This window comes from Bdellovibrio sp. CKG001 (assembly GCF_055397465.1).
In genome coordinates this window covers 389,344-413,535 of the sequence record NZ_AP029173.1, presented here as the reverse complement: position 1 = coordinate 413,535, position 24,192 = coordinate 389,344, and the positions used below count along the sequence as shown (strand labels likewise).

General features: G+C 49.8%; 25 protein-coding genes. 16 read left to right on the top strand and 9 right to left on the bottom strand.

The genetic code is table 11. The features are described from left to right. Positions 1-53: 53 nt before the first annotated feature. Entirely contained in the window at positions 54-911 is an 858-nt protein-coding gene (locus tag ACZ50P_RS02065) for a polysaccharide deacetylase family protein (RefSeq protein ID WP_464133110.1), read from the top strand. Here ACZ50P_RS02065 and ACZ50P_RS02060 read toward each other — a convergent pair whose 3' ends face one another. After that, entirely contained in the window at positions 912-1,400 is a 489-nt protein-coding gene (locus tag ACZ50P_RS02060; RefSeq protein WP_464133108.1) for a hypothetical protein, read from the bottom strand. Positions 1,401-1,553: 153 nt separating this feature from the next. Between ACZ50P_RS02060 and ACZ50P_RS02055 the strand changes: the two genes are divergently transcribed. Genes ACZ50P_RS02055 through ACZ50P_RS02040 form a run of 4 tightly spaced genes read left to right on the top strand, consistent with a single transcriptional unit; the run spans position 1,554 to position 3,955 of the window. Then, positions 1,554-2,213: a YggS family pyridoxal phosphate-dependent enzyme gene (locus ACZ50P_RS02055; protein ID WP_464133106.1), complete on the top strand. Its 660-nt coding sequence runs from the start codon at positions 1,554-1,556 to the stop codon at positions 2,211-2,213. Positions 2,214-2,222: 9 nt separating this feature from the next. Further along, entirely contained in the window at positions 2,223-3,050 is an 828-nt protein-coding gene (proC, locus tag ACZ50P_RS02050) for a pyrroline-5-carboxylate reductase (protein ID WP_464133104.1), read from the top strand. Positions 3,051-3,110: 60 nt separating this feature from the next. Then, complete coding sequence (locus ACZ50P_RS02045; RefSeq protein WP_464119930.1) at positions 3,111-3,650, top strand: DivIVA domain-containing protein; 540 nt, start codon at positions 3,111-3,113, stop codon at positions 3,648-3,650. 14 nt (positions 3,651-3,664) lie between these two features. Beyond that, positions 3,665-3,955, top strand: a complete 291-nt coding sequence (locus tag ACZ50P_RS02040) for a DUF167 domain-containing protein (protein ID WP_464119929.1) — start codon at positions 3,665-3,667, stop codon at positions 3,953-3,955. On the opposite strand, the gene ACZ50P_RS02035 is transcribed toward ACZ50P_RS02040, so the two are convergent. Then, positions 3,956-5,110, bottom strand: a complete 1,155-nt coding sequence (locus ACZ50P_RS02035; RefSeq protein ID WP_464133101.1) for a hypothetical protein — start codon at positions 5,108-5,110, stop codon at positions 3,956-3,958. It lies immediately after the preceding gene. Between the two features lie 29 nt (positions 5,111-5,139). On the opposite strand from ACZ50P_RS02035, the gene ACZ50P_RS02030 reads away from it, so the two are divergent. The 4 genes from ACZ50P_RS02030 (at position 5,140) to ACZ50P_RS02015 (ending at position 10,751) form a co-directional block, all read left to right on the top strand. Next, the gene (locus tag ACZ50P_RS02030; RefSeq protein WP_464133100.1) at positions 5,140-6,357 is read left to right on the top strand and encodes an MFS transporter; all 1,218 of its coding nucleotides are present in this window, start codon (positions 5,140-5,142) and stop codon (positions 6,355-6,357) included. Between the two features lie 5 nt (positions 6,358-6,362). Continuing rightward, the gene (locus ACZ50P_RS02025) at positions 6,363-6,698 is read left to right on the top strand and encodes a rhodanese-like domain-containing protein (protein ID WP_464133099.1); all 336 of its coding nucleotides are present in this window, start codon (positions 6,363-6,365) and stop codon (positions 6,696-6,698) included. 104 nt (positions 6,699-6,802) lie between these two features. After that, positions 6,803-7,849, top strand: a complete 1,047-nt coding sequence (locus tag ACZ50P_RS02020) for a porin (protein ID WP_464133096.1) — start codon at positions 6,803-6,805, stop codon at positions 7,847-7,849. Positions 7,850-8,072: 223 nt separating this feature from the next. Continuing rightward, the gene (locus ACZ50P_RS02015) at positions 8,073-10,751 is read left to right on the top strand and encodes a valine--tRNA ligase (protein WP_464119924.1); all 2,679 of its coding nucleotides are present in this window, start codon (positions 8,073-8,075) and stop codon (positions 10,749-10,751) included. A gap of 64 nt (positions 10,752-10,815) precedes the next feature. Here ACZ50P_RS02015 and ACZ50P_RS02010 read toward each other — a convergent pair whose 3' ends face one another. The 6 genes from ACZ50P_RS02010 to tsaA all read right to left on the bottom strand — a co-directional run bounded on the left by ACZ50P_RS02010 (position 10,816) and on the right by tsaA (position 14,844). Beyond that, on the bottom strand, positions 10,816-11,139 hold the full coding sequence (locus tag ACZ50P_RS02010) for a hypothetical protein (RefSeq protein ID WP_464133094.1): 324 nt from the start codon (positions 11,137-11,139) through the stop codon (positions 10,816-10,818). Between the two features lie 128 nt (positions 11,140-11,267). Then, the gene (locus tag ACZ50P_RS02005; RefSeq protein WP_464119922.1) at positions 11,268-11,696 is read right to left on the bottom strand and encodes a VOC family protein; all 429 of its coding nucleotides are present in this window, start codon (positions 11,694-11,696) and stop codon (positions 11,268-11,270) included. A gap of 12 nt (positions 11,697-11,708) precedes the next feature. Continuing rightward, positions 11,709-12,473 carry a hypothetical protein gene (locus ACZ50P_RS02000; protein WP_464133092.1) on the bottom strand — a complete coding sequence of 255 codons (765 nt, stop codon included), beginning with the start codon at positions 12,471-12,473 and terminating at the stop codon, positions 11,709-11,711. Between the two features lie 8 nt (positions 12,474-12,481). Next, positions 12,482-12,961 carry a hypothetical protein gene (locus ACZ50P_RS01995; RefSeq protein WP_464133090.1) on the bottom strand — a complete coding sequence of 160 codons (480 nt, stop codon included), beginning with the start codon at positions 12,959-12,961 and terminating at the stop codon, positions 12,482-12,484. 126 nt (positions 12,962-13,087) lie between these two features. Beyond that, positions 13,088-14,071 (bottom strand): isopenicillin N synthase family dioxygenase, encoded by a 984-nt coding sequence (locus ACZ50P_RS01990; protein WP_464133088.1) that lies wholly within the window; start codon positions 14,069-14,071, stop codon positions 13,088-13,090. Between the two features lie 65 nt (positions 14,072-14,136). Then, positions 14,137-14,844, bottom strand: coding sequence for a tRNA (N6-threonylcarbamoyladenosine(37)-N6)-methyltransferase TrmO (gene tsaA, locus ACZ50P_RS01985; protein WP_464119918.1), 708 nt, complete (start codon positions 14,842-14,844; stop codon positions 14,137-14,139). Positions 14,845-14,973: 129 nt separating this feature from the next. On the opposite strand from tsaA, the gene ACZ50P_RS01980 reads away from it, so the two are divergent. The 3 genes from ACZ50P_RS01980 (at position 14,974) to ACZ50P_RS01970 (ending at position 18,791) form a co-directional block, all read left to right on the top strand. Then, positions 14,974-15,372 (top strand): hypothetical protein, encoded by a 399-nt coding sequence (locus ACZ50P_RS01980; RefSeq protein WP_464119917.1) that lies wholly within the window; start codon positions 14,974-14,976, stop codon positions 15,370-15,372. 204 nt (positions 15,373-15,576) lie between these two features. After that, positions 15,577-17,160: a S8 family serine peptidase gene (locus tag ACZ50P_RS01975; protein WP_464133085.1), complete on the top strand. Its 1,584-nt coding sequence runs from the start codon at positions 15,577-15,579 to the stop codon at positions 17,158-17,160. Between the two features lie 92 nt (positions 17,161-17,252). Continuing rightward, positions 17,253-18,791: a phospholipase D family protein gene (locus ACZ50P_RS01970; RefSeq protein WP_464133084.1), complete on the top strand. Its 1,539-nt coding sequence runs from the start codon at positions 17,253-17,255 to the stop codon at positions 18,789-18,791. Positions 18,792-18,861: 70 nt separating this feature from the next. On the opposite strand, the gene ACZ50P_RS01965 is transcribed toward ACZ50P_RS01970, so the two are convergent. Further along, on the bottom strand, positions 18,862-19,578 hold the full coding sequence (locus ACZ50P_RS01965; protein WP_464119914.1) for a Crp/Fnr family transcriptional regulator: 717 nt from the start codon (positions 19,576-19,578) through the stop codon (positions 18,862-18,864). A gap of 260 nt (positions 19,579-19,838) precedes the next feature. Between ACZ50P_RS01965 and ACZ50P_RS01960 the strand changes: the two genes are divergently transcribed. From ACZ50P_RS01960 to ACZ50P_RS01945, 4 genes are read left to right on the top strand one after another with little or no spacing between them, the layout of a single operon-like run. Next, a complete protein-coding gene (locus tag ACZ50P_RS01960) occupies positions 19,839-20,819 on the top strand; it encodes a BMP family lipoprotein (RefSeq protein ID WP_464133081.1) in 981 nt (326 codons plus the stop codon). Between the two features lie 5 nt (positions 20,820-20,824). After that, positions 20,825-22,291, top strand: coding sequence for an ABC transporter ATP-binding protein (locus ACZ50P_RS01955; protein WP_464133080.1), 1,467 nt, complete (start codon positions 20,825-20,827; stop codon positions 22,289-22,291). Continuing rightward, on the top strand, positions 22,288-23,316 hold the full coding sequence (locus ACZ50P_RS01950) for an ABC transporter permease (RefSeq protein WP_464119911.1): 1,029 nt from the start codon (positions 22,288-22,290) through the stop codon (positions 23,314-23,316). Before ACZ50P_RS01955 ends, ACZ50P_RS01950 begins: the two co-directional genes overlap by 4 nt. Then, positions 23,317-24,189, top strand: coding sequence for an ABC transporter permease (locus tag ACZ50P_RS01945; protein WP_464133078.1), 873 nt, complete (start codon positions 23,317-23,319; stop codon positions 24,187-24,189). Positions 24,190-24,192: the final 3 nt, after the last annotated feature.

Sequence of the window (24,192 nt, the reverse complement as noted above, 5' to 3'; positions counted from 1 at the left end):
CAAAACGCAATCCTCTGGTATGGTGATCCATCATTTTTTACCGGAGGTCGTTCGTGAAACGTTCCGTTTCTCTTGCTCTGGCGGCACTGACATTGGCTGCCACTACCACACAAGCTCAGGAAGTTCTGCCACAAGCCCCTTCCATTCAGGAAATTATTGAACGCCAGGCCGAAGAAGGTCTGAAGCGCACGCAAGAATATGATGACACCTGGGGCATCTGGGATGTGCTAAAGCCCCGCAACAAATGCAAGTACGCAATTCAGCTTCCCGATCCTGTGACCCGCGGAACTATCGCACTGACCTTCGATGACGGTCCCAATCCAGCGACAACTCCGCTGATTCTGGATGTTCTGAAAGCACACAATGCCAAGGCGACATTCTTTATGTTAGGCAGCGCCGTCAAAAACCATCCAGCGCTGGTTCAACGTGTTGTCAACGAAGGTCACCTCATCGCAAATCATTCATACAGCCATCCAAACTTCCACGAACTGGGTTCGTCCAAAGCACAATCCGAGGTGTCTGCCACGGATCGCCTGCTGCGCGCCTTCGATACGCCGGTTTACTTCCGTTATCCTTATGGAAACTCCACTTGTTCTGCCAATGAGCTGGTAGAGTCCCTGGGTTATCGCATCACCGGATGGGATATCGACACTTGTGACTGGGCCTATGCGGATGGCCATGTCAGTGACAAAGAAAATGCCACGTGCCAGACGCCCGACAGCTTGCGCCGCGACTATGCCGGCCACGTGATGCGTGAAGTGGCTAAAACCCAGGGTGGCGTCCTGCTGATGCATGACGTTCACATGAATACAGCACAAAGCCTGGATCGCCTGCTAACTATGCTGGAACAAAAAGGCTATCGCTTTGTCACCTTGGATGATCGCAACATCTTCCCAAAACTGAATCGCTAATCACGAAGATTCAAGAATGCTGGGTCTTCCCAAAAGACCCGGCAGAACCTTGATGTGCTGAAGATGCCTTAGAAGGCCCGCCTCCGCGGCGACAGAAAATTCAGAAACCAGATCCACGATCCGTGTCCACGGTCGAAAATCCCAGAACTTCTTCTGCAAAGCCCGCGTTTTCCCTGATCCCGTGATCAACAAAGCCAGCATGCCACTGACCGCCCGGATAAACGGAGCGAAGGAAGATCTGTTTTTTAGTTTAATCGTTAAATGCAAATCCTGACCGTGGGTCAAAATCTCCCGAATGGAAATGCCATGTTTCATGGCCTGATTTTTCACAACCTGACGAATAATCCGCCGGTTGCGACCGGTTTTCAAAGACCATTCACCCCGGGCCTGCTCGGAATGAAGCGCCACATGCACGGCTCGTTTCAAAGAAAGCGGCCTTGCTGTTTTCGCATGGCTTTTCTTTAAAAGCGTACCCCCGAACTGCTTCACAGGATGCAGCCGGGGGTCATCTATCCGGGTTGTAGCTCTTCGGGAGGAGCGTCTCATGCGTCATGTTCTACCACCATTTCACACATCGTCAACAAAAAAGTAGCGATGGTATTTTAATGGACAAAACGACTTGGATTCTGCTATGAAAAACACATGGATTTAAAAGAGATTCTTCAGAAAGCCCAGCCAGCCAAAGTTCTTGCAGTTTCAAAGCTGCAACCCGCGGATAAAATTCGTTTTCTTTACAGTCAAGGACAGCGACGCTTTGGTGAAAACTATGTGCAGGAGGCTTTGCAAAAACAGAAGGACCTGGCAGACCTGACAGATATCGAGTGGCATCTCATCGGCCACCTGCAAAAGAATAAAGCCAAGATGGTGGCTGGCGCCTTTCACCTGATTCATTCAGTGGATTCTCTGGAGCTCGCACAGACCCTGAGTCGCCAATGCCAAGCCAAAGGCGCTCAACAGAACATCCTGATTCAGGTCAACCTGGCACAGGAAGAATCCAAAGAAGGCTTTTCCAAGCAGAAACTTCTGGAATGCTGGAAACCCCTGACCGAATTGCCTCATTTGCACATATTCGGCCTTATGACCATGCCACCATTAACCGAAACCGGGGCCGAGGTGCGTCCTTACTTTGTAGAGCTGCGCGAACTGCGCGACCAGCTCAAAGGCGTGACAGATCTTCAAACTCACCCACTGACTGAGCTGTCAATGGGCACGAGCCATGATTACTCTGTCGCCGTTGAAGAGGGCGCAACAATCGTACGTCTCGGGACTATTTTGTTTGGCGAACGACCGGCCAAAGGGTAGGATCACTTTATGAATCCCTTGTTGAAATCGCAAAAAGTCGGCTTTCTCGGGGCAGGAAATATGGCGCAAGCCATGATTAAAGGTCTCATCGAAGGAGGCCTGCCTGCCAAAAATATTTACGCCTCCAACCGCTCCGAAGGAAAACTTCACAAACTCGCAGAGACCTACCACATCAACCCAGTGTCGAGTAATGACGAGCTGGTCGATAAGTGCGACATCATCATCCTTGCAATCAAACCGCAGGATCTTTTGAGCGCCCTGGAACCGGTCACACGCAGCTTTGATGAACATAAAATTGTTATCAGCATTGCCGCCGGCATTCGCATGGAAAAGCTTGAACGCTATGTCCAGGGCGCACGCCTGGCCCGAGTCATGCCCAACACCCCCTCCCTGATTGGACGCGGAGTGATCGGCTATCTCCTGAACGATGATGATGACGACGGACTGGAAGCCACCGTCGAAGATCTGTTCACCCCACTTGGGCGTGTCATTCACGTGGGTGACGAAGATCAGTTTGAAGCTTTGATGGTTTCTTGCTCCAGCGGGACCGGTTTTGTTTTCGAAATGATGATGTACTGGCAAGACTGGATTGAAGAACATGGTTTCTCGCCTGAAGAGGCCCGCCTGATGACCATTGAAACATTTGTAGGCGCCTCCCTGCTGGCCGCACAGGCCCGCGAAGACGTGGAAGACCTTCAGGCTCGCGTCACGTCGAAAAAAGGAGTCACCGCAGCTGGACTTCAGTCCATGCGTGAATTGGAGATCGAACGCGCACTTCGCATCAGCTTTGAAAAAGCGGCGATGAGAAACAAAGAAATGGCCCGGGAAATCAAATAGGCTTGCCCACAGACAGACTCGGCCTTTATCCTTAATTCATGTTGTTCAAGGAGGAACAAAATGAGAATTACTCCTATCGATATTGCTCATAAGTCTTTTGGTAAAAAGATGATGGGACTTGATGCTGACGAGGTTATGGATTTCCTGCAGCAGATCGCGGCACAAATGGAAGCTCTGATCCAAGAGCGCAACACACTGAAAGAAGCCATCCGCGAAAAAGAACTTTCTTTGATGGAATATAAAGAGCGCGATCAGGTTTTAAAAGAAACCATCGCCACAGCCACTCAGATGGCGGATCGTTTGCGCCAGGATGCGGACCGCGAAGCAAAGTTGATCATCGCGGACGCTCAACAAAAGGCAGAAATCATCACTCGCGATTCCCGTGATTCATTGAAAAAAATGTATCAGGAAGTCAACGAACTCAAACGCGCACGCATGCAGTTTGAGGCCAACCTGAAAGCCCTGGCGCAAGCTCACCTGTCCCTGCTGGAACAAGGCGAGAAGTACATGCCACAGGCTCAGCTCCCGAATCACAACATCGTGAGTGGGGGCAGCAGCGCAGGTCGCTCTCCAAATGTCTCCCCTCTGTCCGCTGAGTAATTCCGGTCGCCTTCATGATTGAAACAACAAAAGGTGGAGTTCGGCTCCACCTTTTCATTCAGCCTAAAGCCTCTAAGAATGAAGTTGTGGGTCCCCACAATGGCGAATTAAAAATTAAAATCACAGCGCCCCCTGTGGATGGCCGCGCCAACGAGTGCCTGATTGAATTCATGTCCGATCTTTTTGATATTCCCAAAAGAGATGTGCTGCTGGTGAAAGGCGAAACGGGCCGCCATAAAGTTGTCGAACTCAGCGGCCTGTCTGAACAGACTGTCCGGGGCATTTTAAACATACCCCCGGGATAATCAGCGCCCTCTTTGCTTCTTGTTGGATTTCAATTCGATTTGAAATTCGGTATTGTCCAATTCCTGTTGCAACTGATCCTGATTCACACGCTTGCGCTTTTTAGGTTTGGTCGGACGTGGCTTGAAAAGATTCTGATCCACACCATCATCAAGCTGTTCCTGGAAGCGACGAACCTTTTGCTGGGAACTCAACTCGCTTTCTTCGTACATATTGGAACGATAGTTCGGAACCGGGCTCGCCACTGGCGCCACGTACTCAGGTTCTGAATACCCCTCACTCATGTCAAAGCTATAGCGCAAAAATCCGCCGACATGAAAACCCGCAGCGGCATTGGAACCCGTCAAAGTCGTTCCGCCATTGACCTGCAACGTCCACTTGGGTGTCATCAGCCAGGTGGCATAGACCTGCGAATCCATCAGATTGGGTTTCACCCCGTAGAACTTCATCGAACCCGCATTCACTCCGCTGATATAAGAGGTGCGCAGTGCCGCATTCACATCCGTCGTATCATCTGAAACACTCTGATATCCGAACAGCTCCCCGCCCAGACGCAGGCGATTCATTTTGAACTGCGCTCCCACGCCCCAGGGCATCAGGAAGGAACGACCGCCCCCTCGGAAGTTAAAACCCAGCCAACCATATCCACGCAAAGTTCCGAAGTCTTTCTGCGCAATCAAACGGGAGCGAACCTCAAAAACCCCCTCTGAATTCAATACGGTATCCGAAGCAGGATCAACCTCTTCAAAGGGCATGACGGCGATGATTTCAGGAATTAACTGGAAGGCATCGGAATACATCAGAAAATCAAACCCGACGGCCGCCTCACTCAAGGAGCTGTTCGCACGAGTGGCAACAGAATCTTTGCTTTCGGCATTGGAAACCGTTCCCCAGCCAAAAACAGACCAGTTTCTTTTAGGGGTGTACCGAGTTCCAAAAGATGAGTCCAATAATGAATAACTGTTTCCACTGGGCAGATTCTGACTGCCTCCACCAGAAGACGGATAATTGGCCTCAGAATAGAAGTAATTGGCGGACGCCTCGAAATCCCAGCGATCCCGCCGGAACTCTTTGTAATTATCCAAAGCCAGAGCTGACAATGAAACCGAAAAAATACTTAAGAAGGCAATCGCCCCACGCTGAAGATTATTTGCCATTTTCATAACTTCCTAATATTAACAAGCCTATGACGGCGACATCAAACAAATCACAGCTAGCGATCATCTTTTTCACTGTTTTCCTGTATTTAGTGGGCTTTGGTGTGGTTATTCCAATTCTCCCCATCCTTAGTCGCAACTTCGGTGCGACGGCGCTTGAGACAGGCCTTCTGCTTTCTGTGTATTCCTTGATGCAGTTCTTGTTCTCTCCGTTCTGGGGTCGCCTCAGTGACCGCTACGGCCGTCGTCCCATTCTGCTGTTCTGCCTTGTCGGAGAAACTTTTTCTTACATCATGTTTGCCTGGGCCCGCTCGCTGGAGTGGTTGTTTGTCGCCCGCCTCCTTGCTGGATTCTTCGGTGCCAGCCTTTCCACGGCGTCGGCCTATATCTCTGACATCACCCCAAAACACGAACGCTCCAAGGGCATGGCTTTGATTGGCGCCGCCTTCGGCCTGGGCTTTGTCTTCGGTCCGGCACTGGGCGGAGGCTTGGCTGTTTGGGGTCAGCACATTTCCTCAGCTCCGCACTTTGACACTTCTTTTGCCTCTTACTGGGTGGCGGGACTTTGTTTTGCCAACTTCCTTTTTGGTCTGAAGTTCCTGAAAGAATCCTTAAGTGAAAAAAGTGAATCTGCCGCAAAGAAAAAACGCTTTTCAATCATGTGGCAGTACCTGAACAAAAAAACCGTCGGTCCACTGATGATCATCTTCCTTTTAAGTTCGTTGGCGATGTCTTCGATGGAAGCCACCTTGATTCTATTCATGGGTGAAAAGTATCATTGGGACGTCAAACAGGTCAGCTTCGGCTTTGCCTACATCGGTCTGATCATTATCTTCACCCAGGGCTTTCTGGTACGCCGTCTGCTGCCGAAATGGGGTGAACGCAAAGTCTTGCGCCTGGGCATCCTGCTTTTGGCTGTGGGTCTGACAGGAATTGCCGTGGTGGATTCCATCACGGGCATGGCAATCACCATGACGTTACTTTCCTTGGGTAACGGCCTTGCCAATCCCTCCACTTTAGGAAGCATCAGTCTTCTTTCCGATTCTTCTGAACAAGGAGCCACAATGGGTGTCACCCAAAGCATGGCCTCCTTGGGGCGGATTCTGGGACCAGCTCTGGGCGGGGCCCTTTATGGATCTGTGGCCATCACTGCCCCTTTCTGGGCCTCGGGAGTTATGGCCTTCGCTGGCCTTGCTATTGTTGTTGTCATTTACAAACTCATCCCTGAACACGGGCGCGTAGGATAAGCATTATGGAATTTAACTCTATCGGCTACTTTCAATTCGACAATCTCATCCAAACACGCACACCGTTTCTGCTGGTGATTTTGGATCAAGTGGATCTATCTGATTGGTACAAAAGTGTTACCAAAATGCATTTGGACAATATCAGCCTGCACTGTCAGATCGAAAATGTCTTGGAATCCGTGCAGTCCAAGAATCTTCCGCCGCACTTTGCCGTGGTCGTTTTGGATCGGGATGAAAAATCCAGCCCCCAGGTGGTCACACAACTGGAAGGGGCCGGATTCATTAATAGTTTCTATGTCAAAGGTGGCCTGAACGGCTTATTAAGCGAACGCCAACCATAATTTGACATAGAAGCGACAGCTTTTCTCAAAGCCTTGTTGTTGATTTCCGCCGTTTGTAACATACTTGGTACATCAAAACTTGAAACTTTAAACAAGGATGTACCATGAAAAAGTTTTTGATCGCAGCTATTGCAACAACAGTGGCTTCTACAGCTCACGCCGGTTCTTTAAATTTGGATCTGCGTGCTGACTACAACTCCACTACTTACACAGACTCTTCGCAGAAAGACTTCACCAAGTTCTACTTCAAGACGGGCCGCTTGGATTATCAGGGTAAAGCCAATGATGATCTTTCTTTCCGCGTGCGTCTGGCTTTCAACAAAGAAGCCACTCGCTTGAACACCGACAGCGCACAAACCGCTGTGGAGTACGCTTTCCTGACTCACAAGATGTCTGAATACTTCTCTTTGTCAGCAGGTCGCTTCAACACGGAGTTCGGCGGCTTTGAAGGCGCAACAAGTGGTGCGGATCTTTACCTGACATCTCAGTTCTACACTCGCAAAGGACCAAACGGAAATCTGGCGGCAGGTGTGTTTGGAACGGCAGACCTACTGTATATGACTGGGGTTAAGGGCACCTTCACTTTCGGAGATCATTCGATTCATGTTCTTGGAACCAACGAAAAGTTCAAAGAAGCAGCAACTCCGATGGACCAGAACCAATCCATGTATGGTGCGATTTGGAGAGGCGCCTTCATGGAAAAGGCTTTGATGACCAACTTGTCCTACCACACAATGAACGGCCCTGCTGATGGCGACACCAATCAGTTCGTGGCAGCGGGCGTGATGTGGAACTCCAAGCCCGTGATGGTTTCTGTGGACTATCTGATGTCTGAATTCAAAGAAGATGCCTCTGGCGACAAGGACACTGTGACGTCCATCGTAGCGAAATTCGCATACTCCGGCTGGGAACAATGGACACCTCGTCTTGAAGTGGTTTCTTCTGAAGAAAAGCTGGAAACAGCTGGCACTGTGACTAACAAATTCATGGGTTACGGCGCTGTTCTTGAATACAAGCCTTACACTGACGTGAACTTCCGCTACCATCTTGCTTACAACTATCAAAAAGAAGAGTTAGATGCTGGTGGCGACGATCCAGTTTCTCAAGAGATCGTTCTGGGCGCTCGCCTGATGGCGGACTTCCTGAAATAATCCTCTGACAACACAGACTTAGATCGAGGGAGGCTTTCACGCCTCCCTTTTTTTATTTCAACTCACGCCTCAATTTCGCACCGCTCCTCATGCTCGAAGGTCCCACGGGCCCTTTGACCCAGATTCCTTCATTTGGCCTACCCCAAAAGGCTTGAATTTGTTAGTCTCTAAGGGTTAAAAACTTAAGCATTTCATGTCCTTAAACCCTCAGAGGTCTTTACAAATGTCAGAACAGTTATCAGATCGTTACAATCCCGCAGATGTTGAATCTCGCACTTATGAATGGTGGGAAAAAAACGGCTACTTCAAAGCCCAGGATCAATCCACGAAACCTCCGTTTTCCATTATCCTTCCTCCACCGAACGTCACAGGTTTTCTGCACATGGGTCATGCCTTGGACCACACTATTCAGGACATGCTCATCCGTTGGAAAAGAATGAACGGCTACAACACCATGTGGTTGCCGGGAACAGATCACGCCGGAATCGCGACTCAATCCGTGGTAGAGCGTGAACTGAAGAAAGAAAATATCACTCGCCATGACCTGGGCCGCGAAAAATTCGTGGAAAAAGTTTGGGACTGGAAACACCAATACGGCAACCGCATTTACAATCAAATGCGCCGCCTGGGTGATTCCTGTGACTGGGATCGCGCTGTCTTCACTCTGGATGAAGGGGTCTCCAAAGCCGTTCGCAAAGTCTTCGTGTCTTTGCACAAGAAAGGTTTGATCTATCGTGGCCAGCGTCTGGTGAACTGGTCCGGCCCTCTGGAGACGGCAATTTCAGATTTGGAAGTGGAACACAAGCAGGTCAAAGGATCTTTGTACCACATCAACTATCCGCTGGAGGATGGCTCTGGCTTCCTGACAGTGGCGACTACCCGTCCGGAAACAATGCTGGGCGATTCCGCCCTGTGTGTTCACCCGGATGATGAACGCTACAAGCACCTGATTGGCAAAAACGTGGTGATTCCTTTGATCAACAGAAAGATCAAAATCATCGCTGACACTTATGTGGATCAGGCGTTCGGCTCTGGTGTGGTGAAGATCACTCCGGCCCATGACTTCAACGACTATAAAATTGGTAAATCCCACAATCTGGAATTCATCAACATTCTGACCAAAAAAGCAGAACTGAATGAAAATGCAGGCGCTTATAAAGGCCTGAAAGTTCAGGAAGCGCGCAAACGCATTCTGGAAGACCTGAAAGCCCAGAACCTTCTGGCAAAAGAAGAACCACACGTTCACTCTGTAGGTCACTGCTCCCGTTCCGGTGCGGTGGTTGAACCGTTCTTGTCTGAACAGTGGTTCGTCAAAATGGAAGCTCTGGCTGTTCCGGCAAAACGCGTGGTTGAAAGCGGCACCATCCGCTTTGAGCCCGAATCTTGGACAAAAGTATACCTTCACTGGCTGAACAACATCGAAGACTGGTGTATTTCACGTCAGTTGTGGTGGGGTCACCGCATCCCGGTTTGGTACTGCTCTGATTGCAATCACCAAACTGTGGCCGAAACAGACGTCACTGCCTGCGAAAAGTGCGGCAGCACCAAGTTGCATCAGGACGAAGACGTTCTGGACACTTGGTTCAGTTCTGCTTTGTGGCCGTTCTCCACTATGGGCTGGCCAAATGAAACTGAAACTTTGAAGACATTCTACCCAACCAGCTATCTGGTCACTGGTCACGATATCATCTTCTTCTGGGTGGCTCGTATGATCATGATGGGTCTTGAATTCCAAAGGGACGTTCCTTTCCGCACGGTTTACATCCACGGCCTGGTGCGCGACTCTCAGGGCCGCAAGATGTCCAAGTCTTTGGGGAACTCCATTGATCCGGTGGAAATGATTGAAAAGCACGGGGCCGATGCCTTGCGCTTCACCTTTGCTGCGCACTTGTTCTCTGGAAAAGACTTTAAGTTCAGCGAACAGCGCCTGGAAGGTTATCGTAACTTCATGAACAAGATCTGGAATGCGGCTCGTTTTGCCCTTTCCAATCTTTCCGACTTCAAAGCTCCGGCGGAAGGTGTGAAGGCCCTGCCAAATCAGGCGCACATCAGTGTGTTTGATCAGTGGATCATCACCAAGCTTGCCGAAGTGACCAAAGAAGTTGAAGAGGCGATGGAGCAGGAAAGATTCTCTGACGCCTCTATGGCGCTTTATCAGTTCATCTGGAATCAGTTCTGTGACTGGTATATCGAGTTCACTAAACCGATCCTGAATGGCAATAACGCTGAAGAAAAGGCCGCAACACAACTGGTGATCGCGCAGGTTCTTAACCGCATCACCCGCCTGTTGCATCCGTTCACACCGTTTATTTCTGAAGAAATCTATCAGAAACTGCCAATCAAGGGCGAAGCGTGCATCATGGACCAATATCCGAATGTGCGTAACGATAAAGATTTCCTCAGCCTGGGCTCAGCCCAAGCCGCACTGGAAATTGATATTGTGAAGGAAGTGATTACTGCCATCCGTAACATCCGCGGCGAAAACCGCATCAGTCCGGCTGTGAAACTGAATGTCCGCCTGGGTGTGACCAACGATCAAACTCAGAAAATTCTGGGCAACAACCGCACCGCTTTGATGACGATGGGTCGCCTGGAAAACGTGGAAATCGGCCCCGAGGGCAACATGATGAAATGTGCTGTTGCGCCGGTCGTTGTTAAAGACGCCAGCGTAAAAGTGATCATTCCATTGGAAGGTCTGGTGGACTTCGATGAGGAGATCAAACGCATCAACAAATCCATCGAAAAGCTGACTCGCGATATCGGCATGCTGACCGGCAAACTTTCCAATGAAAAGTTTGTGGCAAATGCAGATGAAGACGTGATCGCAGCAGACCGCGCTTTGTTGGCGCAATCCAAAGTTCAACTGGATTCACTGCGCGACGCTTTGACTCGCTTCCAGTAAGTCTTAAGCCCAAAAACACAAATCCTCCGTGATTCGCAGTCACGGAGGATTTTTTTGCCCGAAATCAATACCCTCGGCGCACCCGGCGCAAATGACGACGTTGTCGGCGCCGAGGCTCAGCCCTCTCTTCCCGACTGTCGAAGTCCATGTCATCACTGCCGTAACGAAAATCAAAGTGAGGATCTACATGTGGTTCCAGCTGAGGGTGCAGGGCCTCATAAGAATGACGATAACCATTTTTCTGGCGTTCGGCCTCAAAAGAATCCCAGAGAGTGGACTCGGGCTCGGGCTCTGATGAATCCTGATACTCATTGATAAATTCGCCGTAGTCTCTTTCTGGCTCTTTTCGACGGGAATCCTGTCGTCGCCAACGATCTGATGGCTGCATACAGACCTCCTTGTTTAAGGGCATAACTTATTTTAAAAGTCCGCCGACGCCCGCACAACAAAGCAAAGGGTCCTGTGCCAAAGCAAAGGACCCTTATTGTAGTCTGACATTAAGATGTGCCTCACGGCTTAGAATGTGATCTTGATCGAGTCCGCAGATTTTTTTGCCGGACCGTGGAAAACCGCCTCAATATTGTTCCCGTCCGGGTCCAAGAGGAATGCGGCATAGTAGCCTGGATGATAAGGGCGTTCGCCCGGACCACCGTTGTCTTTGCCTCCGGCGGCCAAACCCGCCTCATAGAATTTCTTTACGGCATCGCGGTCCTGCGCTTGAAATGCCAAATGTGTTCTGCCCGTCAGTTTGCCAGCGCTGGCCTGACTGTCGACGGATGAAATAAACAGTTCATCGTACCAGAAAAACCCTGGACCTTCGCCGCCCATTGGAATCCCCAAAGATCCCAATACCGCCGAATAAAACTTCTTACTTTTTTCAAGATCCGCAACCACCAACTGAAGGTGATCAATCAAACGGCCTCTGTGCAGCTCATTTGTTTCCATTTATTTCTCCTTTTATTTGCACTGACACTGGAAGGTGGAGGATTTATCAGCTCCAGTGCAGCTGTAAGTCGCCCCATCATGTGTCAGCTGGAACGAGAAAATCTTCCCGTTCTTTTCCACCAACAAAAGATCATCCCCGTTTTGATAGAAAATTCGGCGCGAAACGGAACGCCCCACCACTTCACCGTCGGCTTCAAGACTGGCCAACAATGTTTCAGACGGGTTGATTTTCTGCTCTTTTGCAAGCGGAAGCTCTTTGCGAGATCCATCCGCTGCGTAAGAAAAATACTGCAATGAACGTGACCCTTCCGGGTCACCCAATCTTTCCAAATACAGACGACGAAGCTCGCCTTCTTTGGTTCTTAAATCGGTGGCGACCCACTCTTCATCCTGGGTCACAACGTCCCCCAGATCTGCATTAATGGACTGATTGAAGGTTTCAAAATTCACCTCCACACCCGGATCCAAAGGCTTCACGATCATATTCAGGCAGGTGCCCATCTCTTTGATTTTTTGCTGATAGAGCTCGAACTTCTGAGGATCTTCCATCTCTGTGGGCAGGAAACCAGCAGAGGGTGTGACTGCCGGAGCTTCAATGGGAGGAGGCTCGGCTTTAACGGCGGTTTTTCCTTCAGACACAGACGAAGCCGGAGTGCCCAGGGTTTCTGGTGCCAACTCCTTACCTTCCTGTCCTGATTCTCTTTGTCTGTGACAGTAAGAGATAATAAGAACTATGGCGACAATAAGACCTAAAAACAAAGCTGATTTCTTATTCATACCTTCAGTTATCGACTGATATGGACAGAGACGTCAATGGGTACAAACGGTGGCAGCGAAATTCGCCGAAATAGGAACTGAACCTGCAGTTTATCAAAGTACTTGGCCACCAGCGCACAGCCCGGTCCCTTCAGCGCCACATACATCAAATAATTCGGCAGCCCGGGTTCATATTCAAAATGCCACTGACTGACTTGGTGACAGGATTTTTTGGCTTCAACATCATTGGATTCAAAAAGCACTTCCGCTGCAGTCCCAAAAGAGATCGATTGGTTGATCAGCTCCGCATCAGCTTGTGACAACACCAGACCAATGCGCAGAAGAGCCACTTGGGTCAACGGATTCCACAATGACGAATATTCATACCCCTGCGGACCCAACGACTGAATACGGAAGCTCATATGACCTTCTGTCGATGGATTCGCCGTATAACCTTCTGCAGACCACAGAACTGCCAGAATCATCACCACAAACATCAAATATCGCATGATTCCCCCTCATGTGAAATTCGTGAAGTGATTTCTTTTTATTCGGCGACAGGTTCAAAACGCAAGAAAGGGATCTTTGCAGATCCCTTTCTTGAAGTCATTTCAGCTGTGGTGACAAGTTTGGGCTTATTTCAGCAAGCCAATCTCACGCAGTCGCTGCATCAAGAAATCCTGACCAGTAATATCAGGGTACTTCGCACCTGTCCCTTTACAAGATGGCAAGCAGCTCAGCATGGCATCCGGATGAGGATGCATGAAGAACGGCATGGAGTAACGACTTTGATTTGTACCATCTTGTGGATTGATCACACGGTGAGTGGTGGAAGGCAAAACGTCATTGGTCAGACGAGCCAACATATCCCCGACGTCCACGATCAAAGTGTCTGGTTCAGAATCAATATCCAACCAAGTGCCATCACGATCTTTCAATTGCAAACCTGAAGCCGTCGCAGCTGGAAGAATTGTAATGAAGTTGATGTCTTCGTGAGCTGCCGCGCGAACACAGCGCGGATCCACACCTTCAGGAATCGGTGGGTAATGCAAAAGTCTGAGGATGGAATTTCCATCCTTGGTCATCTTAGCAAAGAAATCTTTTTCAACTTCCAAAGGCATCGTCAAAGCTTCCAGCATCACATCGCCGGCTTCTTCCAAGGCCGCATACAGTTTGGAAAAGTGAGACTTGAATTCCGGCAATTCAGAAGGCCATACGTTCGCAGGATAGATTTCTTTCAAAGGATTGCCCTCGGAAAGCTCACGCCCCACGTGCCAGAACTCTTTCAAATCCATCACCGGGGAATCTTTGGCGTGCTCTTGACCAAACGGAGTGTAACCACGCTGGAAGCCCGCGTTTGGAGAAATGTAGGATTTTTTAACTTCAGTGGGAAGCGCATAGAACTTTTTAAGGATGTCGTAAGCTTTGTGCAGATCTTCAGCTTTGACGTTGTGATCTTTAAGAATGATGAATCCGTATTCTTTAAGACCTGTGAAGAGCTTGTCGATGAACTCTGAGCGCTCAGCTCCGGTTCCTTTGGTATAACTTGCAAGGCTCAATGTAGGCACTTTACGAAGAGTGCTGTTTTCAGAATGAGAAGCAGTTTCCGTTGTTCTCAAAGTATCCCCCTTGTATTGGTTCAGCTCGGACTGTAGCCTGCTGCGCAAATAAAAGGCAACAGCAACTAATTATGCATAAAAAGAATATCGAAAACTCTGACGTGCGTCGGGCTTTCAAACTTGAAATGGATATCCCCATCAAACAGTCTTACGGCGTGAGAACTTCTATAAGGCGACTGCCCCTCTTCAAAGCCTCTATACACCACGGGACGCGGATCCAACTTCAAAGTCTCTTCGATAATTTCTCGCAAGGCTTTATCTGGATTTTGACTTTGCCATTGCTGTAAAAGTTGCTCGGCCTTGTCGTCAAAGGTCACTTCAATCGGAGTCTTGGCGATCTCGGCGGGCCACCCCGTTCGGGCTGTCGGAATCGCTTCAACTTCAGGCAGATAAGGTTTGATATCCAAAATAGGTGTGCCATCAACCAGGTCCGCACCGGCAACGATGATGCCGTCTTTTTCCACCTTCACAAGCTCCACCAACGAAAGTCCAATCGGATTTGGGCGATGAGGTGTGCGGGTCGCAAACAGCCCCATACTTTCCCCGCCCAAACGCGGTGGATGCACCTTCGCATGAAAACGAGCGACCTTGTTTTGATGGAAGACCCAGATCAACCAGACATGACTGAACCCCTCCAGACCCTGCAAAGATTCTTCGGGCTGAAGATCGGCACGAATCTTCAAACGCGCCTGAGCCTGCTTTACCAAACCAGGCTGTCGCGGCGTTCCAAATTTATCTTTAAAGCAGGATTCTAAGTAGCCAATCGGTTCCATAAGGTACGCCGTACCTTTTTGGAATGTTATGCGTCAAGGACTTTCGAATTACAGACTGTTTTCAGATGACATGGGCTCTTGAAAGCATAAGAAAGAGGCAAAACAAACAGCCATTAGGAGGCTTCAGATATGAAACAGCTTATTTTGGTCGCTGCTCTGACTTTGGGAGCAACAAGCTTTGCCTTTGCCGGTGAACTGGACAATGAGTCTTCCGTCACCAATCAATCCATGAACGGCACTGTCGTGATCCGCGTGGACAACCGCAACAATCAAACAGCGGTATTGGCAACCCCGTCACCCCTCACAAGCGATGCTCAAGCGCAAACTTTGGCGCAAACAGGTGCTTTCGAACAAGCAGCCAACGTGCGCAGCGAACTTGATCAAGACGGTGGCGCTTCCAGCTGGTACTTCTACAGCGGCTACAACTACTACAGCTACGTTTACTGGTACGGCAACTGGTACACACCATGCTACACGTACAACTACGGCTACTATTCCTACTACTACTACTCTAATTACTACTGGTAAAGCGTCCGGCGGCCTTCCTGGCCGCCCTTAGCAGAGGGTTCACCGCTGGAGACGACCTCCAGCCAGCGGACGCGTTGGCCGCTCAAAGAGCCGACAGGCTGGCGAGGGCAGGAGCCCGAGTCGTCGCAAGCGGTGAACCCTCTGCTAAGGGCCGAAGTAAGTCCTGGGTCTTGGACTTCGAAGATAGTGATAGGGGGAACTTATATGAAAGTTTTTGTTTTTCTTTCTTTGATGCTTTGTTTGGCTTCTGGGGCTTTTGCAGCGAAGCCATTTTCCAATACTGATTCTTTGAAAAACTCTTTGGGTTTTACTCCTTACTACTCGGCTCAGAATCCGGGGCGCAAGTTGAAGATTGCAGTCCTGGACAAGGGCTTCTTTGGCTATGAAAAGGAAATCGGCAGGACTTTGCCAGTGGGAACTCGCTATGTGGCAGGCCCGGTGGCAAATCCTGAAAACTTGAAAGTCGTGCATGGCTTAAAGATGGCGCAGATTCTGATTTCCATGATGACCAACGATATGAAGGCCACACAGTGGATGCCGGAACTGACGCTTTATAATGCCTTTGGTTTTTCCAACTTCAAGGCGGCCATTGATGACGTGATTGCACGCCAGTATGACCTGGTTCTTTATTCTGAGGTTTGGGAATACGGTGGTAATTTTGATGGTGGCGGCTTTATTAATGCGGAAGTCAATCGCGCCACTCGTGCAGGTGTGATCTGGGTGAATGCGGCCGGCAACTTTGCACTGACCACCTATAATGGCCCTATCACAAATGGCCACGACAATTGGGTGCAAATGCCGGATCAGAACAATGCCCTGGCGTTACGCTGCCAGGCAGCTGCTGGTAAAAAATGTCCGGCGAAGATTGTTCTTTCCTGGAATGACTTCAAAGATAACGTTGAGGAAGGTACCACCAAAGACCTGGATCTGGCTTTGACCGATGATCTTTTAAACGTAGTTCAAAGCAGCGCCCTGAAACAATCCGACGACCGCAATGAGAGCCGCCCCGGGTTTTCCAAATACCCGCGCGAAATAATCTCTGTGGAATTGCAACCGGGTCTTTATTTCCTGCGTGTGAAGAATCGTTCCAACAATTTCACTCAGCGCGATCAGTTGCGTCTCACGGCAGATGGTGAAGGCTTGGTGATGCCGTCCCATTCTCGTGGGGAAACATTGCTGAATCCCGCAGACAATCCAACAGTGATCACAGTCGGCGCGAGTGATTCAGACCGTTCGTCGACATCTTTCTTCCGCGACAAACCAGACCTGCTGGCGCCGTCGTCATTGAAATTGGAAGATGGGACTGAATATCGTGGCAGCTCCAACTCGGCAGCGATTGTGGCTGCGGGCCTGGGTCTTTTGAAGTCCCGCGAACCGCGCATGACTCGCGTGGATCTGCTGAATGCTGTCAGTTCAAAACACAACTGGGAACAGCGCGGGCTGTCCTTGAATCTTTTGGGCTTCGGTCCGACGGGCCCAAATTGCTTCTTAGACGTGAGCTTTAATCCTTTGCCTGTGCAAATTCGCGATGTGGTCGCACGCGGCGGGGTCCCGGTACAAACGACAGCTGCTGTGCGCGTGATGGTTCCGTTTGATCCGATTCTTTTGAACACGCAACTGCGCCGAAATCTTCTGAATGACATGATCGTGGCGATGCCTCAAGGGGGCTATGCAATTTATCCTCGCAGAGCTCTGATTCCCGCTGGCGCCGTGGAGATTTTCCAACGTCCGCTTGAAGCCGGCTTGTGTCGCCCCACTCCTGTCAACGGCAAGAACTTCCACCTTTGACAGAGTCGGCAAGTCCAATGGCTGCCGTCTGAAGTATTCATTTGAGTGCCTAAACAATGCCCCGTAGTCTATAAAGAACTGCGGGGTTTTTTGTGTTAAAGAAGCTTCTTTATATCCATTTGTTTGCGGGCCTGATGCTGGGTTGCTCAACCCTGCCGCCAAACAACAATCGAAAAGAATCACACAGCCTTCCTCCCGATCCGACAACTCGTCTTGGCACAGCCATCGACCAACAACTCAAAACCCATCCCGGACAGTCCGCTTTTTATCCGCTCAGTTCAGGTCTTGAAGCCTTCATTGCCCGAATGGCCTCTGTCGCAGTGGCGGATCGAACTTTGGATCTGCAATACTATATCTGGGAAAATGATCTGACCGGACGCCTGATGTTTCATTCTGCTGTCACCGCCGCAGACCGGGGCGTACGAGTGCGAATCCTTCTGGATGACTTAAATCAGGCGCGGCATGAAAAAATGCTGGCGATTTTGGATTCCCATCCCAATATCGAAGTGCGCATGGCCAACCCTTTTGCCAGCAGATCCTTTAGAATTTTCGATATCATGCGCTTTTCCACCGTCAATCGTCGCATGCACAACAAAGTCTTTATCGTCGACAATCAAGCCGGCATCATCGGCGGTCGCAATATTGCCAATGAATACTTCGATGCCAGCACCGAGATGAACTTCGGTGATTTTGATCTTTGGACTTTTGGTCCTGTCGTGCAAAGTCTGTCGCAGGAATTCGACACCTACTGGAACAGTGAAATTTCATATCCCATCACGGCTTTAAACCACTTTCAGGCAAGTCCGGCGGACTTAGAGAATCTTCGTCAGGATTTTGCCAACTCTGTTCAGGAAGCCGAGGCCACTCGCTACGCCGAAGCTTTGCAGGACACCCCGATGGTCCGCCAGTTCACGAAAGAGCCTCTGAAGCTCTTCTGGGGGAAGGCCGAAGTCGTCATCGACCCCCCAGCCAAGTTGAGCAAAATGGATGACCTTAAAGATCAGCATCTGCCCTATCAGCTTTATCCGTTAATTGAAGAAACCAAGAAGGAACTGTTGCTGGTTTCCCCTTATTTCATTCCGGGTGAAAAGGGTGTGAAGTTTTTTGGCAGCTTGCGCGACCGAGGTGTTCAGGCGTTTGTCCTGACGAACTCTTTGGCTTCCAGTGATATCGCCACTGTCTTTTCCGGATATAAGGGGTATCGCCAGGATTTATTGAGAAACGGCGTGAAGCTGTTTGAGCTTAAACCCAACCCAGTCAGCAAAAAGAAAAAGAAGCAAAAAACCATTGGCAGCTTTTCAAGCTCTGGCTTGCACGGAAAGGTGTTTGTCTTTGATCGCAAGAAAGTCTTTGTCGGCTCGATGAATTTAGACCCCCGTTCCGTCACCTTAAACAGCGAAGTCGGGGTCGTCGTGGAAAGCCCCGAATTCGCGCGCACCGTGGCCGACCGATTTATGGAGGATCTTGCCGAAGACACCTATGAAGTGGTGCTGGCGACCGATAAAAACCTTCAATGGAAGACACAAGACGGCCCTCTGCAAAAAACCTACTTCACTGACCCCGAGACAAGCTGGTGGAAGCGTTTCAAGGCCGCCGTTAGCGCCATCTTCATACCTGAATCCTGGCTTTAAAATAAAAAAACCCCGAAGCATACAACCCGGGGTTCATAAGATTCTGTCAGCAGATAGAAGTTTGAAAGAACTAGAAGTTGCCAGATCTTCTCATCAAACCATCTTTGTTTTTGATGATGATCTCTTTGCCATTCAAATCAATCAGTCCTTCGTTTTTGAACTCTGTCAGATGACGTGACAAGGATTCATTGATCGTGCTGGCAAGCTGGGCAAATTCATTTCGTGTCAGTTTCAGATTCAGAGAAATACCCGCTGGCGTCTGCACACCAAATCTGTCAGCCAACAACACCAACTGGTAAGCAATGCGCTCTTGCACAGATGCCAGATAGTGCAACTGACTGGTCGTTTCGAACGACTCCAGATCATTCACAGCTTGATTCAAAAGCAACTTGATCAGTGGACTTGCTTGCGCCATGGCCACTTGAATAAGTTCACGTGGATACAACCAAAGAACTGTCGATTTCACAGCTTTGGCGTGACTCTGCGTGGGGGTTCCTTTGACAAGGGCTTTGTACCCAAAGTACTCCCCTGGGGAAACCAGCTTTGTCACATATTCGTTGGTCGTTGTGCGGCCGCGCGCATGCGAACGGTTAACAACAACTTTAACACATCCTGACTGAACGTAGTAAAGACCCTTCACCGGTTCGCCTTCTTTGAAAATCATCTCTTCTTCCTTGAGATGAATGACTTCGTAGGGAACGTTTGAAGTACTTGGAATACTTAGGTTTTGACCACCCATAAAACCAAGGGAGTTTACTCCGCCGTTGAGTATCGTCTGAGATTCCATACTCTATTACCTCCGAGCTTTCTTCGTTGGGTTATTCGTTGAAGCCATCCTAAGCTGGTATTATACAGCTTCCTAATTGAAATTTCGACATAACAACCTTGTAACGGCCTCTCCTCGAAGGTCCTAACATCCTTTTGACTTGACTCACAGGGACACGTCCCCTACTTTCAGCCCAACTCAAAACTGGAATTTTTTCGTAATTTCAACCTCTTATTCGACAGATTACGGCCTGTTAAAAGAGGTTCAATGGAGTCCAATACATGGTTAAAAGTATTCTTACGACCTTGTTAATCTTGTCATGTAGCACGCTTTCCTCTGCAAACACACTTAAAGTTGGTCTGGTTCTCGATAAAGGTGGCAAAGACGATAAGTCTTTCAACTCTGCTGCGTATCTGGGTGCGAAGAAGGCCGAACAAGATTTGAAGATCGATCTGAAATACGTTGAAGCCACAGACACCAACGCGATTGAAAATCTGCATCGCGCTTTTGCCCGAAAAAATTTCGATCTGGTGATCGGCATTGGCTTCGCTCAGCAAGACGCTGTTAAGAAAGTGGCAGCTCAATTCCCAAAAGTGAAATTTGCTGTCGTCGACGGTGATGTCAAAGCACCTAATGTTCGTTCTTTGCTTTTTGAAGAACATGAAGGATCTTTCCTCGTTGGCGCATTGGCCGCCATGGCCACTCAAACAAACTCTGTCGGTTTCGTGGGTGGCATGGACATCCCGCTGATTCGCAGATTCTCGATGGGTTATGCTGCTGGGGCAAAGTACGTGAATCCGAAAATCAAATTCACAGAAAACTACGTCGGTGTCACTGGCGAGGCCTGGAACAATCCAGCCAAAGCCAAAGAACTGGCGCTAGCTCAGATCGCCAAGGGCAGCGATGTGATCTTCGTGGCTGCTGGTGCTTCCAATACTGGCGTCTTTGATGCTGCCGAAGAAAAAAAGAAATTCGCCATCGGTGTGGATTCAAATCAGAACTGGATCAAACCAGGTGTCATCCTGACCAGCATGATGAAAGCTGTCGACATCGCCGTCTATGACACCATCAAAGAAACCCAGGCTGGAAAGTTCACATCCGGAACTGTACTTTACGGACTTAAAAACGAAGGCGTGAACTACACCCTGGATAAGCACAACGAAAAGCTCATCACTCCCGACATGAAGAAAAAGGTCGAAGAGATCAAAAAGAAGATCATCGCAGGCCAGATCCAAGTTCCTGATTACTACAAGAAAAAGTAATTCGCATGACGGCTGCAGTAGAGTTTAAGGGAATCAGCAAATACTTCGGCGAGGTCCGCGCCAACTCTGATATTTCCTTTTCCGTCGCCAAAGGCTCCATTCACGCCATCGTGGGTGAAAATGGAGCCGGCAAATCCACAGCCATGAAAATCCTGTTTGGAATGTACCGGCCGGATTCAGGGAAAATTCTGATCAACGGACAGGCTGTTGAGTTTGATTCCCCGATTGATGCCATGGCCGCCAAAGTCGGTATGGTTCATCAGCACTTTATGCTGGCAGAGCCCTACACCGCCCTGGACAACATACTTCTGCAGCAAAAGGGCTCAGCCTTTTCCCTGCTTCCTCGCAAAGAGCAACTTCAACGTATCACTGACATCGCCAACCGCTATGGCTTTCACGTGGATCTGAACGCCAAAGTCGAGGATCTTTCTGTCGGCGAACAGCAGCGTATAGAAATTCTGAAAATCCTTTCCCAGGATTCGGACATTCTGATTCTGGATGAACCTACGGCCGTCCTCACCCCACAAGAGGTGCAGGATCTTTTTGCCAATCTTCGCAAACTGAAAGCCGAAGGCAAAACCATTCTGATCATAACCCACAAACTTAAAGAGGTGATGGCTCTTTCCGACGCCGTCACCGTTTTCCGCTCGGGTCGCATGGTGGAATCCAAAAAAACAACCGACACTTCGGTCGAAGATCTTGCCGCCCTGATGGTGGGTCGCTGCATGCAAACACCGGCAGAGCGGGTTTCAGTTATTGATGAATCCAGAATCTTGTTGAACATCGAAAATCTTTCCGCAGATCTGGGCACCCACACACTTCGCAATATCAATTTGAAGATCCGGTCCCGCGAAATCGTCGGTGTTGCCGGCGTTGAAGGCAACGGACAGGATGTTCTGATTCGCTGCCTGCTGGATGCCAAGTCGCTGAATAAGAACTCTTTGATTGGCAATATCCAGTGCCATGGGTTCCTGCAGGCCTTTCCCGAGGACCGCCTGCGCTTTGGTGTTCTTCCGTCACGTCCCGTATATGAAAACTTTCTGCTGGGGCAGGAACATAGATTCACCAAAGGACTTTTCCTGAAAACCCGCGAATTGATCGCGCGCACTCAGGAGATCATGAAAACCTACGACATCCGCCCCCCCAATGAGCACCTTGCCTTTGGCAAACTTTCCGGGGGCAATCAACAAAAGCTGGTCGTGGCGCGAGCGTTGACGCAAAAACCGGATGTGATTCTGGCGGCCCAACCCACTCGTGGTGTTGACATCGGCGCCATTGAATTCATTCATAATGAGATTCGCAAAAGCCGGGATGAAGGCGCAGGTGTTCTGTTAATCTCTTCCGAACTGGATGAATTAATGGCTTTGTCTGATCGTATCGTGGTTCTTTATAAAGGCCAGTTGGTTGCCGAATTCAAGCGCTCTGAATTCAACGAGATCGCCCTGGGTAAGGCCATGGGAGGTGGACAGTGAAACGCATCTTCGGCTTCCTGCTGGGATTGACCCTGGCTTTGCTTTTGACCTTGTTCGCTGGCGAAAATCCTTGGAATGTATTTACTATTCTGGTCCGCAGTGCCTTTGGTTCGATGTATGATCTGGGACTGACCCTTTCCTACACGACTCCGCTTATTTTCTGCGGTCTTTCTGTTGCCATGGGTTTCCATGCGGGGCTCTTTAACATCGGCGCTGAAGGACAAATGACCATGGCCGTTGTTACGGCGGCCGCTGTGGGGGTCTTGTTTCCTCACGTACCCTTTCCGCTGGCGCCCGTTCTGGCGGTTTCTGCTGCACTGATCGCCGGTGGGCTTTGGGGATGGATGGCCGGATGGTTGCGCGCTGAGCGCGGCAGTCACGAAGTTATAATCACTATCATGATGAACTTCATTGCCGCGGGCCTGGCGGGTTGGTTTACCTTAAAAATCATTCCAAACCCTGATTCACAGAATCCGGAAACAGCGTTGGTGTCGCCGAACTACATGTTTAAGGACTATGATCTGATTGCCCGCCTGTTCCCGGATACTCCGGCCAATGCGTCTTTGGTTTTTGCCATTGTACTTGCGATTTTGATGTGGATATTTCTCTGGAAAACCGCTTGGGGCTTCAAGTTGCGGGCGGTGGGATCTAACCCGGAAGCCGCTCATCGCGCGGGTATTTCTGAAAAAAAAGTACAGATCGCTGCCATGACCCTGGCCGGAGCTTTGGCTGGATTTGTGGCCCTTTCAGAAGTTGTTGGCAGCGCTGGGCAGTATCGTATTGGTTTTTCTCCGGACTATGGATTTATCGGTATTGCTGTGGCTTTGATGGCCAGTAACAATCCCTTGGGTATTATCCTTTCCGCTTTTCTTATGGGAGCCCTTCACAAAGGTGCCTCAGATCTAGATCTGGAAACCAGCACCATCACTCGTGATTTCTCCCGCATCATTCAAGCCCTGGTCATTCTGGGCGTCGTCGCCCAGGGTTACTGGGAATGGTTTAAGCAAAAAAGGAGGAAGGGTTAAATGGAAACAGTGACCTGGATTCTGGCACTCACTCTGGCAACACTCCGCCTGGCAACTCCGTTGATTTTTGCTTCCATGGGCGGCCTGATGAGCGAACGCTCTGGTGTTGTGAATGTGGCCCTGGAAGGCTTCATGCTGATGGGAGCTTTTGCTGGTGCAGTTGTGGGCTACAGCACGGCCTCGGCCTGGGCCGGATGGGGTGCCGCTTTGATCGCGGGCCTTATTATTGGTGCTCTGTATGCTTTCTTCGTGATTGAACTGAAAGCTGATCAGATTATCACCGGCATGGCTTTCAATCTTCTGGTGATGGGTCTTATTCCCTTCATCACAAAAATCCTGTATAGCTCCACCGGATCGACACCGGCCTTGTTGGTCGAAGATCGTTTTACCTTTGAACCTTTGTTGTTGGCGATGGCCTTGGTGGCAGCAATCAGCTTCTGGCTGTATCGCACGCGTTCTGGTTTGTGGGTCCTTTTCGCCGGAGAACATCCCGAAGCCCTGACCGCCAGCGGAGTCAGCGTTCGCAAAGTGCGCTGGGCGGCTGTGACTTTGAGTGGCGGCTTTGCAGCCTTTGGCGGGGCAAGTCTGTCATTGTTCCTGGCCTCTGCCTATTCACCGATGATGACCGGCGGGCGAGGCTTTATGGCTTTGGCGGCATTGATCTTCGGGAAGTGGAAGCCACTTCCCGCCTTGGCTGCCTGTATTTTGTTTGCCTTCGCAGATGCCGTCCAGATCCGGCTGCAAGGTGTGAAGGTCGGTGGTGTTGAGATCCCCGTTCAGTTTGTTCAAATTTTACCTTACATCGTGACTATCATTGCTCTTGCGGGCTTCATTGGCAAAAGCCGAGCTCCAAAGGCATTGGGTCACCAATAGGAA